This is a genomic window from Streptomyces sp. NPDC003691, assembly GCF_053981115.1.
The window spans coordinates 1-14,250 of the sequence record NZ_JBSFNQ010000134.1 but is presented as its reverse complement, the minus strand read 5'-3'; the positions used below and the strand labels follow the sequence as shown (position 1 = coordinate 14,250).

15 protein-coding genes are annotated in these 14,250 nt (G+C 74.0%); 4 read left to right on the top strand and 11 right to left on the bottom strand.

The features are described from left to right. Window positions 1-54: 54 nt before the first annotated feature. Complete coding sequence (locus tag ACWDR0_RS32675; protein WP_456355449.1) at window positions 55-822, bottom strand: alpha/beta fold hydrolase; 768 nt, start codon at window positions 820-822, stop codon at window positions 55-57. Window positions 823-966: 144 nt separating this feature from the next. Here ACWDR0_RS32675 and ACWDR0_RS32670 point away from each other — a divergent pair, with 144 nt between their 5' ends. Next, window positions 967-1,599, top strand: coding sequence for a TetR/AcrR family transcriptional regulator (locus tag ACWDR0_RS32670; protein ID WP_456355448.1), 633 nt, complete (start codon window positions 967-969; stop codon window positions 1,597-1,599). 29 nt (window positions 1,600-1,628) lie between these two features. Here the strand turns inward: ACWDR0_RS32670 and ACWDR0_RS32665 are convergent, their stop codons facing one another. Together ACWDR0_RS32665 and ACWDR0_RS32660 are read right to left on the bottom strand one after the other, a co-directional pair. Beyond that, window positions 1,629-2,135 (bottom strand): hypothetical protein, encoded by a 507-nt coding sequence (locus ACWDR0_RS32665; protein WP_456355447.1) that lies wholly within the window; start codon window positions 2,133-2,135, stop codon window positions 1,629-1,631. A gap of 184 nt (window positions 2,136-2,319) precedes the next feature. Further along, entirely contained in the window at window positions 2,320-2,841 is a 522-nt protein-coding gene (locus tag ACWDR0_RS32660) for a hypothetical protein (protein WP_456355446.1), read from the bottom strand. A 394-nt stretch (window positions 2,842-3,235) separates the two neighbouring features. On the opposite strand from ACWDR0_RS32660, the gene ACWDR0_RS32655 reads away from it, so the two are divergent. From ACWDR0_RS32655 to ACWDR0_RS32645, 3 genes are all read left to right on the top strand, one after another. Next, complete coding sequence (locus ACWDR0_RS32655; protein ID WP_456355445.1) at window positions 3,236-3,745, top strand: hypothetical protein; 510 nt, start codon at window positions 3,236-3,238, stop codon at window positions 3,743-3,745. Between the two features lie 131 nt (window positions 3,746-3,876). Next, the gene (locus ACWDR0_RS32650; RefSeq protein ID WP_456355444.1) at window positions 3,877-4,758 is read left to right on the top strand and encodes a nuclease; all 882 of its coding nucleotides are present in this window, start codon (window positions 3,877-3,879) and stop codon (window positions 4,756-4,758) included. Window positions 4,759-4,872: 114 nt separating this feature from the next. Next, window positions 4,873-6,561, top strand: coding sequence for an FAD-dependent monooxygenase (locus ACWDR0_RS32645; RefSeq protein ID WP_456355443.1), 1,689 nt, complete (start codon window positions 4,873-4,875; stop codon window positions 6,559-6,561). A gap of 162 nt (window positions 6,562-6,723) precedes the next feature. Here ACWDR0_RS32645 and metX read toward each other — a convergent pair whose 3' ends face one another. The 8 genes from metX to ACWDR0_RS32605 all read right to left on the bottom strand — a co-directional run. Then, a complete protein-coding gene (gene metX, locus ACWDR0_RS32640; RefSeq protein ID WP_456355450.1) occupies window positions 6,724-7,935 on the bottom strand; it encodes a homoserine O-acetyltransferase MetX in 1,212 nt (403 codons plus the stop codon). Then, complete coding sequence (locus ACWDR0_RS32635; protein ID WP_456355442.1) at window positions 7,932-9,287, bottom strand: bifunctional o-acetylhomoserine/o-acetylserine sulfhydrylase; 1,356 nt, start codon at window positions 9,285-9,287, stop codon at window positions 7,932-7,934. The genes metX and ACWDR0_RS32635 overlap by 4 nt, the downstream gene beginning before the upstream one ends. 228 nt (window positions 9,288-9,515) lie before the next feature. After that, window positions 9,516-10,124, bottom strand: coding sequence for a hypothetical protein (locus tag ACWDR0_RS32630; RefSeq protein WP_456355441.1), 609 nt, complete (start codon window positions 10,122-10,124; stop codon window positions 9,516-9,518). Then, window positions 10,117-10,866: an SDR family oxidoreductase gene (locus ACWDR0_RS32625; RefSeq protein WP_456355440.1), complete on the bottom strand. Its 750-nt coding sequence runs from the start codon at window positions 10,864-10,866 to the stop codon at window positions 10,117-10,119. The genes ACWDR0_RS32630 and ACWDR0_RS32625 overlap by 8 nt, the downstream gene beginning before the upstream one ends. Then, entirely contained in the window at window positions 10,863-11,840 is a 978-nt protein-coding gene (locus ACWDR0_RS32620; RefSeq protein WP_456355439.1) for a helix-turn-helix transcriptional regulator, read from the bottom strand. The genes ACWDR0_RS32625 and ACWDR0_RS32620 overlap by 4 nt, the downstream gene beginning before the upstream one ends. A gap of 120 nt (window positions 11,841-11,960) precedes the next feature. Continuing rightward, window positions 11,961-12,599, bottom strand: a complete 639-nt coding sequence (locus ACWDR0_RS32615; RefSeq protein ID WP_456355438.1) for a flavin reductase family protein — start codon at window positions 12,597-12,599, stop codon at window positions 11,961-11,963. A 144-nt stretch (window positions 12,600-12,743) separates the two neighbouring features. Next, window positions 12,744-13,403 (bottom strand): hypothetical protein, encoded by a 660-nt coding sequence (locus tag ACWDR0_RS32610; protein WP_456355437.1) that lies wholly within the window; start codon window positions 13,401-13,403, stop codon window positions 12,744-12,746. 151 nt (window positions 13,404-13,554) lie between these two features. Then, a partial coding sequence (locus tag ACWDR0_RS32605; RefSeq protein WP_456355436.1) for a TetR/AcrR family transcriptional regulator occupies window positions 13,555-14,250 on the bottom strand: 696 nt, incomplete at its 5' end.

The following is a 14,250-nucleotide window of genomic DNA, read 5'->3' as shown; positions in this document are numbered from 1 at the left end:
CGGGAGCCGTCTCCCGTGCGCCGGGCCGGGTGGCGTCCCGGTCGTCCGCCGGGCTCAGCCCGCGACGGTCCCCGCGGCCTCGGCGATCACGCGGGCCACCTCGTCCGGCCGGGAGGCGGCGACGGCGTGACTCGCGCCGGGCACCTCCGCCACGGTCGCGCCCATCCGCCCGGCCATCCGCCGCTGTCCCGCGACCGGGATCATCAGATCGGCGTCCGCGACGACGTACCACGAAGGCAGGGTCCGCCAGGCCGGTGCGGCGGCGGGCTCGCCGAAGACGACGGCGGCCGTCGGGCGCTGCGCCTCGTTCATGGCGGCCGCCCGGTCCTCGCTCAGATCGGCACCGAAGCGCTTCGGGAACACGTCCTTCCTGATCGTCAGTTCGACGTTGAACTCGTCCGGGACGTCCGGGTTCGCCGGCAGCGGGCGGACGTCCGCGACGGAGAGGGTGGGCTCGGCGGCGCCGAAGGAGGCGTCGAGTTCGCCGACGCTCTCGCCCTCGTCCGGGGCGAAGGCCGCGACATACACCAGGGCGGCCGCCTTCGGGTGTCCGGTGGCCGCCTGGCCGATCACCGCGCCGCCGTAGGAGTGGCCGACGACGACCGCCGGGCTCTCCTGCCGGTCGAGCAGCTCGCGCACCAGGGCGGCGTCACCGCTCAGGGTCCGGAGTTCCAGTTCGGCCGTGGTCACCGGATAGCCCTCCGCCGTCAGCCGCCCGGCCACCTCCCGCCAGCTCGAACCGTCTGCGAAGGCCCCGTGGACCAGAAGGACCGGCGGCCGGGCCGCGGAGGTGCCGGTGTCGGTGATCGGGGTGCTGGTCATGGGCCCTCCCTGGGCAGTGCGGAGACGGAGCGCCGGAATCGGCGGTCCCGCCTGTCGCATCGGTGGACAGCATAAGTAGACAGAACGTTCTGTCTGCTTTCGTTGGACCTAACGTAGACAGACCTGTCTGTTAGTGTCAAACCCATGAGCGAGAAACCGCCGCCCGCCCGCGACCGGATCCTGGGCGCCGCCCTCCGCCTCTTCTACGAGGAGGGCATCCGCGCCGTGGGAGTGGACCGGCTGATCGCCGAGTCGGGGGTCACCAAGGCGACCTTCTACCGCCACTTCCCCAGCAAGGAGGAGCTGGTCGTCGCCTATGTGCGGAGTATCGACCGGGACATCAGGGGGCTGGTCGAGGGGGCCTCGGGCCGGATGCCCGCACGCGCCGCTGTCGAGGCGTTCTTCGGCGGCCCCGGCGGTATCGGCGACCAGTTGTGCCGCCCCGGCTTCCGCGGCTGCCCCTTCCTGAACGCCGCCGCCGAACACCCCGACCCCGTGAGCCCGGTCTCCGTGGCCATCCGCTCCCATATGGACTGGCTGCGCGGCCGGCTGCTCGGCCTGCTGACGGAGGCGGGCCACCCGGCTCCCGAGGCCGCGGCCGACCGTCTGATGCTCCTGCGCCACGGCGGGATGACCCAGGTCCAGTTCATGGACCCGGACCATGCCCGGGACGTGCTGAACGCGGCCGTCGGCGATGTTCTCGGCGTTCTCGATGGTCCCGGTGGTCCGGGCGTTCTCGATGTCCCCGACGGCCCGGAAGGCCCCGTTCGGCCCTGAACCGCCGGTTCCGGTCCCCGCCGCCCGTCTCAGCCGGCCGGCTCTTCGGCCGCGTCGGGCCGCCCGTCGCCCGCCATGAAGCGCCACACCAGACCGTGGCCGAGGAGCACCAGCAGGGAGAGCAGGATCGCCTCCGCCTGGATGGGGCGGAGGCCGACCGTGCCGGCCAGCGAGGGTTCGGTGCCCACCACGGCGATCAGTACATAGACGGCCGCGGCGCCCAGCTGGGGGAGCGCGAGATGGGCGAGGGTCCGGTCCCGGGCCCCGTACGCCAGCAGCCGCAGCGTCGACGCGCAGCCCACCAGTGCGATCACCACGAAGCTCGCCCGCCAGACCTCGGGTGTCGCGGTACCGCCGACCTGGGCGAAGAGGCCCATCACGGCGGGCAGCAGGAAGGACAGATAGATACCGCCCACGGTCCGGCGCAGCGCCGGGGTGCGCAGCCACTCCCGGTGTCCCTGGACCACGTTCCACCAGAGGCCGACCAGGGTGAAGCAGGTCGCCGAGAAGAGCGCGTAAAACGTACTGACGTCCACCGGGCCTCCCGCGGTCACGGATCGGGGCGCGACGGCCCCGGGGGCCGCTTCGGCCGGGCCGGGCGCGGTCCGCTCGCGCAGGCCGAGCGTCCCATCCGGAGCACCGGGCGCAGCGCAGCGACACCCGGTGCTCCGGCGCGGGGCGCGGCCGGACCGTGCCGGTCCCGCCGGTGCGTCCCCGTGGTCAGGCGGCGCGGCAGAGCGCTCCCGGGGCGGCCGGGGCCATGGTCCGGGGTGCCGTCACCGCCGTGCTCACGGGCCGGGCGGCCGTGCTCCGCGCGGACCGGTTCCGGGCGAAGACCACCAGGCGCAGCACCGCGAACCTCGCGACACCGGCCAGTGCGGAAGCCCCCAGATAGACCGTCTGCTGGAGCATCGCACCGGGTGCCTCGACGAGCAGATGCAGGACGAGCACGGCCGCGCAGGTCACCACGTACGCGGCGGCCGCGGATCCGGCCGACTGGAGGTGCTGGCGCCGGGTCGCCCGGCCGCCGGTGCCGAAGGTGAAGCGGGCGTGCAGCTCGGTGGCGAGGAGCGTCGAGACCACCGTGATCACGGCGTTGGCCAGGGCCCAGGGCAGCCAGGCGGCGAGGGCCGTCACAGCGAACCCCGAAGCGAGCCCCACCCCGCCGCCGCAGAGCACGAAGCGGGCGAAGGCGGTGCGGGTACCGGGTGCCGCCTGCCGTCCGTGCTGCGACGTTTCCATGATCCCCGACCCCTTTGCGCTTCACTCCGCGAAGGACGCCCCCCTCGCTGACCGGAGGAGCGCCGCTGTTGATGTCATCATGGCACATGCGTGGCGCCATTCGCGAGGCATTTTTGGCGCCAGTCAGGCCGGTGGTGGCGCGGCGTGCCCCAGGGTCGCGGAAGTCGCAGGTCGGGAGGGTCTCTCGATTCCGTCGGTGCCCTGCGCCTGCCTGCTGCGCGTGGCGCCACCTTCGGTGCCACTCGGGGGTGCTGCGTACGATGAAACCCAGGTAAACGCCCCAAGGCGGGCATTTCGGGATCCGGGGCCGGACAGCTCCGGGACCGGCCGGCTCCGGCACCGGCGGGGACCGTGGCCGGGATGCCGGACGAGTCGACAGTAGGGCGAGGGCGGCGTGGAGCCGATCGAATATCGCAACCGGGACGCGCGGCGCTCCCTGGTCCTCACAGCCGTCACCTGCGTCTGGGGGCTGGTGTCCGCGGTGCGCCTGATGCGTGGCGCCGAACCCGGCTTCCTCGACGCGCTCGGCATCGCCTGGCTGGTGATCGCCCCCTTCCTGCTCAATGTCACCCTCGCCCGGATCGTTGTCGGCCCGGAGGGAATCGTGGCCCGGCGCCCCTTCTTCCGCCGGACGTACTCCTGGGACGAGATCTCCGGCATCGTCGTCGAGAAGCAGGCCGGTCACGGGTACGGCGCCTACCGGGTCAAGATCCTCCGGCACGGCCGCAGGCCCCGCGTCCTCCCGGCGCCTTACGTCGACATGCGCGCCGGACACGAGCGGCACGAGGAACTGCTCGCCCGGGCCGAAGACCTCCGGGCCCGCCACCGCACGGCCCTCGCCCGCCGCGCTCCGGGGTCCGGAGACGGCTCGCCGGGCCCGGTCCGGGGTCCTTCTCAGGGCTGATCCGTCGGCCGTTGGTGCGGTGTCCGGCCGACACCCGCCGTCCCGGCGCCGGAAGAACGGCCCCGGCGCCCTCCCGTGGATACCGTGCGTCATAAGTGTTCACATACGGTTATATCGGGATGGGAGTCCCCATGGCCATGCTGCTGATCCGAGGACGCTTCACCGTGGGAGGGCGCGCCAAACCCGACGGCGACACCCTCCCGTTCATCCCGGACGATGTCGCCGACTGGAAGCTCGTACCCGGGGAGAGACAGGTCGTCCCGAAGGCGGACGGCCGCGCGAACCTCCGGCTCGAAGGGGTCGACGCCCTGGAGACCCACTACGGTCCCCTGGGGAACGTGGACCACCAGCCGCTCGGCCTGGCCCACCAGGCCGCCGACGAACTGCTGAAGTTCCTCGGCTTCAAGACCGTCGTCCGGAAGAAGGACGAGACCGTCACCACCACCCCGGACAGCGTGCCGGGCTGGATCCTCACCCGGGGCGCCGACGCCTACGGCCGCTGTGTCTCCTTCGTCGGCAAGGGCACCCCGCCGGTGTACAGCGGCTACTGGACCGGAGTCGACGACGACCTGCTGAAGAGCACCGCGAACCACCGGCTGCTGCAGCTCGGTCTCGCCTACCCGACCTTCTACGCCGGGCTGCCGGACTATCTGCGCGAACTCCTCACCGAGGCCTCGGAGAAGGCGCGGACGGGCCGCAAGGGCGTCTGGCGGCGCGACAAGACCCTCGACGGCGTCAAGATCACCGGGATGGGCTCGCTCAGCAACGACCGGACCGGCGCGGTGATCCTGCCGAAGCTGTTCCGCCGGCTGAAGGACTACCTCGACTTCACGGACGGCAAGCCCTCGCTGGACTGCTTCCCCGCCTTCCTCGCCGGGGCCGGGGACGAGTACCGGCTGCTCCCCGAGGACGACAAGCTCCACCGGGGGCTGCAGAACCTCATCGAGGTCACCGCCGGCAACACCGTACGGATGACCCGGCCGGCCGCGGAGATCGTCTTCAAGGAGAAGTGACCGGCGCGCCACCCCGCCGACCGGTCCGGCGCCGCGGTGGCCGGAGCCGGCCCGCGGGCCGACCATGGAAGGGAGCGGGGGACACCAGCAGGGGGCCGTCGTCCGGAGCCGCCAGTGACATCAGCGATAGCCGCCGACCGGCCCGGCGTGCTCGTCGTGGGCGCCGGGCCCGTCGGGCTCACCGCCGCCGGAGAGCTGCGGCGCAGAGGAGTCCCCTGCCGGATCGTCGACCAACTGCCGGAGCCCCTGCCCTACGCCAAGGCCATCGGCATCCAGCCCCGCACCCTGGAACTCTGGGACCGGATGGGCCTGGTCCGCGAGATCCTCGACGCGGCCGTTCCGCTCCGCGGCCAGCTGACGTTCGCCGACGGCGCCGAACGGGACCGTACCGAACTCGCCCTGCCGCCCGGGGAGCCGTACGGCTTCGCCGCGCTGCCGCAGTACGAGACCGAGCGCATCCTCGCCACCCGGCTGGCCCGCTACGGCACCCGGGTCGAACGCGGCACCCGGCTCGTCTCCTTCACCCAGGACCCGGACGGGGTGACCGGCCTGCTGGCGACCCCGGAGGGCGAGGAGGAGATCCGCACCGGCTATCTCGTGGGCTGCGACGGCGCCCACAGCACCGTACGCAAGGGCCTCGGACTCGCCTTCGAGGGCGGCGCGTTCCCCGAGACGTACATGCTCGCCGATGTCGAACTGGGCTGGGACCTGCCGCCCGGCTACGCCGTACGCGCCTCCCGCGGCGGGCCCGGCGGCCGGGACGAACTCCTGGTCTGCGTACCGCTGCCCGGCCCCGGCCGCTACCGCGTGTCGATGGTCGCGCCACCCGGTATCGCCGGTGACCGGCCGTTCTCCGGCGGGGAGTCGGGCGGGGAGTCCGGCGGGCCGCCGGGCGGTGAGGCCGTGGCGCACGGCCTGGCCACCGGGGACGGCCGCCCGCCCGGGCTGGACGACATCCGGGCCGTACTGGACCGGCTGTCGCCGCGGCCCGTGACGGTCTCCGCCCTGCGCTGGTCCTCCGTCTTCCGGATCAGCCACCGGATCGTCGACCGCTACGGCGACCGCCGGGTGCTCGTCGCGGGCGACGCCGCCCATATCCATCCGCCGACCGGCGCGCAGGGCATGAACACCGGTATCCAGGACGCCGTCAACCTCGCCTGGAAGATCGCCCTCGCCCTCGACGGGGGAGCCGCGCCCGGTCTGGTCGCCTCGTACGACGCCGAACGGCGGCCGGTCGGCGAAGAGGTCGTCGGCCGTACCGTCCGGCACGCCACCGAAGGAATGGGGGCGGACCCCGGCGACCCCGGGACCCTGCTGAAACGCGAGGCCCAGCTTCTCGTCGGCTACCCGGAGAGCCCGCTGACGGGACCGTCCGACCCGGCCGCCGGTGACGGCCCCGGGCCGGGGGACCGGGTCCCCGACTGCACGGGTCTCACCCGGGACATCGCCAACGGACCGCTGCGGCTGTACGACCTGCTGCGCGAGCGCGACCATGTCCTGCTGGTCCACGGCGACCCCGGCGGCCCGGGCGGCGGCGGCGATCCGCTCGCCGAACTGGTCCGGACGGCCGGGGAGGCGACCGGCGGCCGCCTCCTCACCCTGCTGGTCCTCCGCGACGGCGAACCGGACCCCGGTGTCCGGCTGCCCGTCGTCCGCGACTCGGCCGGCGAGTTCGCCCGGCGGTTCGCGGTCCGCAGCCCGACGGCGTTCCTGGTCCGGCCCGACGGATACCTGGCCGCCAGGATCCGTCCGCCGACCGTCCGGGAACTCGGGTCCCGGCTCGCCGCCGTCTTCGGCGTCTGACTCCACGGCCTTCGGCGTCCGACCCCGCGCGCGGCGCCGGTGCGCGGTCCGGATGCCGTGCGCCCCGGCCCCGGCGCGGGCCGGAGTCCGCGCGGCCGCGGCCCGCCGCGCTTCGGGAATCCGTACCGCCCGGCCCCGGCGCGGGCCGGACTCCGGAAGCTCTCAGCCGTCGAGCAACTCCCGTACCAGCGCGCCCACCTGCGCGGTCTCGATGAGGAATCCGTCGTGGCCATGGCGGGAGGCGATCACCCGGAGAGCGTCCGCGCCCGGCAGCCGGGCGGCGAGTCGGCGCTGCTGGGCGAGCGGATAGAGCCGGTCGGAATCCACCCCGGCGACCAGCGCGGGCATCGCGGCCCGGCGCAGCGCGGCCCGCTCACCGCCCCGGCCGCGCCCGATGTCGTGGCTGTTCATCGCCTCGTTGAGGACCACGTAACTGCCCGCGTCGAACCGGTGGACCAGCTTCCGCGCCTGGTGGTCGAGGTAGGACTCCACCTGGTAGCGCCCGCCGCTCCAGGGGTTCTCGGTGTCCTGCGGGGTCCGCCCGAAACGTTCGTCCAGCTCCGGTTCCGAGCGGTAGGTGACCTGGGCCAGCCGGCGGGCTATTCCCAGGCCCCGGTGCGGTCCCCGGCCGGGCCCGGCACCGTGGTAGTCACCGGCGCGCCAGTTGGGGTCGGACCGGATGGCGGCGAGCTGGATACCGGCCCAGGCGATCTGCTCGGCGCTCGCGGCGGCGGTGCAGGCCAGCAGGAGCAGGGCGCCGGTACGGCCGGGATGGGTCACCGCCCACTCCAGCGCCCGGTTGCCGCCCATCGAACCGCCGACCACCAGGGCCCAGCGGTCGATGCCGAGGGCGTCGGCGAACCGCGCCTCGGCGGCCACCTGGTCGCGGGTGGTGAGGAAGGGGAAGGAGCCGCCCCAGATACGTCCGTCGGGCCGTGGCGACGACGGGCCGGTACTGCCCTGGCAGCCGCCGAGCACATTCGGCGCGATCACGAACCACCGGTCGGTGTCGAGGGCCCGGCCCGGCCCGATCATCCCCTCCCACCAGCCGGGGGAGGGGTGACCGGCGCCGGCGGGCCCGGCGGCGTGGCTGTCGCCGGTGAGAGCGTGCAGGACCAGCACCGCGTTGCCGCGGTCGGCGGCGAGCGTCCCCCAGGTCTCGTACGCCAGCAGTACCCCCGTCGGGGCGGGCGGGGCCCCGGCGGCGGACCCGCCGCGCCGCGGCCCCGGCAGCTCGCCCCCGGCCTCCAGGGGCAGCGCGCCGGGCAGCCGGACCCACCGCCGCCGCCCCGGGTGATCCCCCTCCCGCCAGGCACCGCTGGCGGGAGGGGCAGCGGCGGTCCGCGCTCCGGTGGCTCCGGTTCCGCCGCTCAGGAGGCACCCTTGGCCGCGCGGAACCCGCTCTCCAAGTCCGCCTTCAGATCGGCGATGTTCTCGATGCCCGCGGAGAGCCGCACCAGCCCGGGGGAGGCGCCGGTGCTGGTGAGCTGTTCCGGGGTGAGCTGGCTGTGGGTGGTGGACGCGGGGTGGATGATCAGACTCCGTACGTCACCGATATTGGCGAGGTGGCTGAACAGCTCCACACCGTCCACGAACCGCTTCCCCGCCTCCGCGCCGTCCCGCAGCTCGAACGAGAGAACGGCACCGGCGCCGCGCGGCAGATACCGGCGCGCCGCCTCGTACCAGCGGTTGCCGGGCAGCCCCGGATAGTGGACCGCCGCGACCTCGTCCCGCTGCTGGAGCCATTCGGCGAGGGCCAGCGCGTTCGCCGAGTGCCGTTCGATCCGCAGGCTGAGCGTCTCGACGCCCTGGAGCAGCAGGAAGGCGGAGTGCGGGGCGATCGCCGGGCCGAGGTCGCGCAGCAGCTGCACCCGGAGCTTGACGGCGAAGGCGCCGTGGCCGAGGTCCGGCCAGTACCGCAGTCCGTGGTAGCTCGGGTCGGGCCGGTGGAAGTCCGCGAAGCGGTCGGGGTGGGCGCCGAAGTCGAAGGTGCCGCCGTCCACCACGACACCGCCGAGGGTGGTGCCGTGCCCGCCGAGGAACTTGGTCGCCGAGTGCACCACGATGTCCGCGCCGTGCTCCACCGGCCGCAGCAGGAACGGCGTCGGCACGGTGTTGTCCACGATCAGCGGCACCCCGGCCGCATGGGCGGCGTCCGCCACGGCCCGGACGTCCAGCACATTGCCGCGCGGATTGCCGAAGGTCTCCGCGAAGAAGGCCTTGGTGTTGGGCCGGACCGCCGCACTCCACTCCTCGGGGTCGTCCGGGTCCTCGACGAAGGAGACCTCGATACCGAACCGGGGGAGGGTGTGGTGGAAGAGGTTGTACGTACCCCCGTACAGCGAGGCGCTGGAGACGATGTGGTCCCCGGCGCCCGCGACGGTCAGCACCGCCAGGGTCTCCGCGGCCTGCCCGGAGGCGAGCGCCACCGCCGCCACCCCGCCCTCCAGAGCGGCGATCCGCTGCTCGAAGGCGTCCTGGGTGGGGTTGTGGATCCGGGTGTAGATGTTCCCCGGCTCGGCGAGCGAGAACAGGTCCGCCGCATGCGCGGTGTCGCGGAAGACGAACGACGTGGTCTGGTAGATCGGCACCGCCCGGGCCCCGGTGGCCGGATCGGGTACGGTCCCGGAGTGCACCTGCTGGGTCTCGAAGGACCAGCCCGGCCTCGGGGCGGACGTCTCATCGGGGGTGTGACCGGCGGTGACCGCGTCGACGGGCTGGCTCATGGGCACTTCCTCACAAGGCGGACGGCGGCCCGCCGGGGCGGATCGGCGCAGGTCCGACGGGGCCGGCGGGCCCGGTGCCGAGCAACGTAACGACCCGGAATCCGAACAGGAAAGAGCCCGCTCCGTTCCGCCATATTCCCGCAACACTCCTGACATGTCCGGCAGTTGAAAACCGGTCGACTGAAACCGGTCCGCGGGCCCGGGAGTCCGGGCCGCAGCCCCCCGCGGTCACCCCGGCGCGCCCCCGCCGTCCGCCGCCCGCCGGGCACGTACCTCCGCCAGCAGTCGCTCCAGCCGCCGCGACCGCCGCAGCAGCCGGGGCGCCCGGGCGCCGGAGAGCGCCAGCACGGTGACGGGCACCGGCCGGCCCAGCAGCACGGCCAGGCCGATGGACCAGGGCGGTACGCCCGCCAGGGCGCACGCCACCACGGCCGCGCGGGGCGTCCACGGCAGCAGGGCGAGCACGGCCAGGGCCGGTGCGCCGTGCCGGTTCACGAAGTCCCCCGCCTCCCGCAGCTCACCGCTGCCCGGCAGCCGTCCGGCCGCGTCCAGCAGCCACGGCCCGGCCGACTGCACGGCCGCGGCCACCAGCAGCGCACCCAGGGCGGACGCGACGGCGAAGGTCAGGGCGATCGCCCGCCACCGCCGCGGGTGCAGTGCCGACATCCCCACCAGGAGCATCTGGTTGGGGAGTACCGGCACGGCGTAGTCGCTGAGCGGGAAGACGGCGAGCGCCGGCAGGAACCACGGCCGGTCCGCGGCCCGGTCGAACCGGAGCAGCAGCCGCCCGGCGCGGGTCGCGGTACCGCCGGGCGCGGCGGCCGTGGCCTCAGCCATGGCGCAGCGCCCGGTAACCGGCGGACGGCGCGACCCGCATCAGGACCGGCAGCAGCCGGGCCTTGCCCACATAGATCTCGTCACGGCCGCGCCTGAGACCGTCGAGCACGGCCCGCGCCGTCTCGTCCGGGCTGATCTTGCCGCGCCCGCGGCCCGCGGTCATATCGGTGTCGACCATCGGGAGGACCGCGTCCACCACCCGGACCTGGGGCGCGGTGTCCTCGCACTGGTAGCGCAGGGCGCGGGTGAAGGTGCGGACCGCCGACTTGGCGGCGCAGTACACCGGTGCCGAGGGTTTGGGCACGATCGCCAGTCCGCTGCTGATGTTGACGATCGCGGCCGACGGCAGGGTCCGCAGATGGGGGAGCAGCCCGGTGGAGAGGGAGACGACGGCGTCGAGATTGACCGCCAGCTCCCGGCGCAGTACCGGCAGCAGGGCGCGGGGATCGCCGGTCAGGAAGTCACTCGGGTGCTGCACCCCGGCGTTGTTGATGACCACGGAGAGCTCGGGATGGCGGCCGGGGAGCGCGTCACCGAAGGCGTCGACGGCTTCCGGGTCCGCGAGGTCGAGGCGTACGGCGGACACCCGGTCGCCGTACTCGGCCGTGAGGTCCGCGAGGCCGCCGGGATCGCGTCCCACCGCCACCACATGGGCGCCGAGCCCGGTCAGCCGCCGGGTCAGCGCCCGGCCGATCCCGCGGGTCCCGCCGGTGACGAGGACCGTTCTGCCGCTGAGGTTCATGATGTCCTTCCGCTGTCCGCGGTCGCTCCGGGCCGGGGGTCCGGCAGGCGGCCGTCCGCGGCGCCGGACGGCCGCCTGCCGAAGACCGAGCGGTAGACCGCGGGCGTCATGGCGGTCCTGAGCTTGAAGTGGCGGGTGAAGTGGGGCTGGTCCGCATAGCCGCAGGCGAAACCGATGACGCCGACCGCGTGTTCGCCGCCCATCAGCAGCCCGGCCGCGGTCTCCGTACGCACCGCCGCCAGCAGTCCGCTGAAACCGCCCGCCTCCGCCAGCCTGCGCTGGAGGGTCCGGGCGGGAACGCCCAGTTCGGCGGCGAGGCCCCCGAGCGTCCAGCGGCGGGCCGGGTCGGCGGCCAGCAGCCGCCGGGCGCGGGTGATCTCGTCCCGGCCGGAGTCCTCCGCGGCGGGGGCGGGCCCACGGGGTTCCGTACCGGACCAGGCGAACCGCCACCGGCCGCCCGCCGACGGGGGCGGGGACGCGGTGAAGACTCCGCCGGAGAAGACCGTGACGGCCGGGCCGGTGCCCGCGGTGACCACCATGTCCCGCGTTCCGCAGAGGGCCAGCAGCGCCGTCAGTACACCGAGGACGAGGGCTGACTCGGCCGGGTCCGGGGGCTCGCCGGGCGGTCCGGTGTGTTCGGCGGCGATATGCCGGGCGCCCTGCTCCAGGACCGTCACCCGGTGCCGGGAGTGCGTGAACCGCTCCAGCCGCCGCCACCGTTCGAACAGATCGTCCGGCCCGGTGGCGGCGAGCAGTGCGGCGACCGCGGGATCGGACACCGCCGCGGGCAGCGCCCTGCCGACGCGCATCAGGGGCAGCAGGCCGTGGTCCCGGACCACCCCCGCCAGAAAGGCGCGTTTCGCGGCCAGCGGCAGCAGGGCCCCGCCGCTCACCGGGGCGGTGACCCGGATCCCCTCCGCCGCCAGCGCCCGCTGTACCAGCTCCAGCAGCCTGGCACTCGCGTACTCCTCCATACCGGTCCCTCCCGCTCCGCTCTGCGGCACACGGTAGGTCCGGCCCGGTGGTGGTGTCTTGAACGATCGCGCCACCTCCGCGGCCGTCGGCCCGGGCCGGGCGGCCCCGGGGGGCGCGGCTCAGCCGGCCGCCGCGGGAAGCCGGTGCGGCAGCTTCCAGCCGCGGGCGAGCCGCGACGGGTGCACGTTCTCCCCGCCGCCGAAGAACTCGCAGAACTTCATGATCAGCGGATCCCAGCCGAGGGGGTCCACATAGTGCGTGCCGGGGATGACCAGGTCCTCCTCGATATGGGCGCGCAGCACCTCGACCTCGAAGGCGGTGGCATGGGGCTCGGGGCCGCCGAAGGGATGCGCCGAGACGATCCGGCACTCCAGCTGGACCGGGCACTCCGCGACTCTCGGCGGCCGGACCAGATCCGCGGTCTGCTCGGTGAGACCGGCCGCCGCGAACTTCGCCCGCTCGTACCGGTAGCCCTGCTCCGTCTTGTAGTCCGGTATGTCGCGCCGCGCGGTGGTGAGCGCGATCCGGTCGACGGCGTCGACCATCGAGGACGAGGGCAGGTTGAGCACGCACTCGCCGTCCCGCAGCAGATTCGCGGTGGTCTGGGCGTTGTTGCCCAGGCCGATCATGCCCGACCGGCCCAGCCACCAGGCGGAGGAGATCGGTGCCAGATTCGCCGTACCGTCCTCGTTGAGCGAGCTGACCAGCACCACGGGGGTGCCGAAGTACAGGACCTTGAGTCCGGGGACGACGTGCATGCGCTGTGCCTTTCGCGGAGGTGCCCGGCGGGCGGCCCGTGGCCGGGAGCCCGGGCCGTCGTCGACTCTCTCTCGGGCCGGGCACCGGCGCTGGCGGAAATGCGCCGTCGCGCTCGGACGACCGGGGCGGATGCGGTACGCGGACTAACGACCGGCCCGCAGTACGGGACGTCCCGCCAGGACCGCGTCCCGGACGGCGTCGATGTCGAGGCTGCCGTCCGGTTCGGTGAATCCGGGCAGCACCGCGTCCGCCGCCGGGCCCGGTTCGCCGTCCTGCTCCGCCGGATACGGGTTGGCGCCCGGCCCGGGCGCGCCGTCCAGCAGCCGGGTCCCGGGGGCGGCCGAGAGCGAGATCTCACCCCGCCCGCCCGCTTCGATCCAGGTCCCGGCGGTGACAACGCCCTGGACGATCAGGACGGCGGCGTCGGAGAGACAGGTCGTCAGCAGCTCTCCGGCGTCCAGCGAGCCGGCGACGAAGAGCTGGGCGTCAGCGCAGCACACCAGATTCTTCGCACGCACCGAACCCGTGACATAGAGAACGGAGTACGAGTCGTAGCTCTCCAGGCACAGGGGGCCGTCGACCAGGAGGTCACCCGCGACCACGAAGAGCCGGTGCCCTCTGGCGCGGAGGGCGAGCGGGCCGTCGGCGGACAGGTCGCCGTGGTGCACCAGGGCGTCCCGCTCCAGCCCACCGGCGAGGTCGAGCGACTCCAGCTCCGTGGTGTCGACGCCGAGGTCCCGCCGGGCCGCCGCCACCGGCACGGGCCGCCAGTCGGCTCCGGGTATCGGGAAGTGCTCACTCATCCATGCCTCCTGGGAAGGACCGTCACGGCCGGTACCGACTCCGCGCATGACCGGGGCCGTGCGGCGGTACGGCATCGCAGACTAGGGTCCGCCACCGACAGCGCGTCGCGAACTGCCGCGGACGGCGGTTGATGTGCCGGCCGGTCCGGGTTCAGCCGGTTCCGGCGGTGTCGCCGTCCGGGCGGCCGGGGCCCGTGCGGGCGCCGATGCGGTGGGCGAGGCCGTCCAGATAGATGTCGAGCTTGTCGGTGAACCAGCCGCGGCCGTGCCAGGTGGCTTCGGCGGTGAACTCGGCGGCGAACGGCGTGGTCGCCGACCAGCTGTCGCGGTACTCCTCCCGTACGGTCCGGCCGTTCCCCGTGCTCGTCTCCGTATCGAGATGGCGCATCGCGACCCAGGTGGTGAGGACGAGTTCGGCGACGAAGTCCACCGAGACGACGGCCTCGCGGTCGGTCAGCCCGGCCCCGACCAGGGTCCGGCCGTAGCGGATCAGCCGCTCGATGATCGCCGGGGGAGTGCCCGGTGTGGTCAGCACGGCCTGGGCGAACCCCGGATGGGCGTCGCACAGCTCCCAGATCCGGTCGGCGAACTCCGTCAGCAGTTCACGCCAGGGCAGTTCGGTCTCCGGCCACCGGGAGCCTTCCACGGCCACGCCGATCGCGGTGCGGACCAGGTCGTCGCGGTCCTGCACATAGCGGTAGAGCGTGGAGTGGCTGACGCCGAGCCGGGCGGCCACGCCGGGCATGCTGAAGTCCGCGAGGCCCTCGGCGAGCGCGGCCTCGGCGACCGCCCGGGTGGTGAGCGACCGGGCGCGGCCGGGCCGCCGGCCGGGCGAACCCGCCCGGCC

What these genes read in the sequence shown, in the direction of transcription:
- ACWDR0_RS32660 (WP_456355446.1), bottom strand. Translation starts at nt 2,841, where the DNA reads ATGGAAACGTCGCAGCACGGACGGCAGGCGGCACCCGGTACCCGCACC.
- ACWDR0_RS32650 (WP_456355444.1), top strand. Translation starts at nt 3,877, where the DNA reads ATGGCCATGCTGCTGATCCGAGGACGCTTCACCGTGGGAGGGCGCGCC.
- ACWDR0_RS32625 (WP_456355440.1), bottom strand. Translation starts at nt 10,866, where the DNA reads ATGAACCTCAGCGGCAGAACGGTCCTCGTCACCGGCGGGACCCGCGGG.
- ACWDR0_RS32615 (WP_456355438.1), bottom strand. Translation starts at nt 12,599, where the DNA reads ATGCACGTCGTCCCCGGACTCAAGGTCCTGTACTTCGGCACCCCCGTG.
- ACWDR0_RS32675 (WP_456355449.1), bottom strand. Translation starts at nt 822, where the DNA reads ATGACCAGCACCCCGATCACCGACACCGGCACCTCCGCGGCCCGGCCG.
- ACWDR0_RS32610 (WP_456355437.1), bottom strand. Translation starts at nt 13,403, where the DNA reads ATGAGTGAGCACTTCCCGATACCCGGAGCCGACTGGCGGCCCGTGCCG.
- ACWDR0_RS32630 (WP_456355441.1), bottom strand. Translation starts at nt 10,124, where the DNA reads ATGGCTGAGGCCACGGCCGCCGCGCCCGGCGGTACCGCGACCCGCGCC.
- ACWDR0_RS32635 (WP_456355442.1), bottom strand. Translation starts at nt 9,287, where the DNA reads ATGAGCCAGCCCGTCGACGCGGTCACCGCCGGTCACACCCCCGATGAG.
- ACWDR0_RS32620 (WP_456355439.1), bottom strand. Translation starts at nt 11,840, where the DNA reads ATGGAGGAGTACGCGAGTGCCAGGCTGCTGGAGCTGGTACAGCGGGCG.
- ACWDR0_RS32670 (WP_456355448.1), top strand. Translation starts at nt 967, where the DNA reads ATGAGCGAGAAACCGCCGCCCGCCCGCGACCGGATCCTGGGCGCCGCC.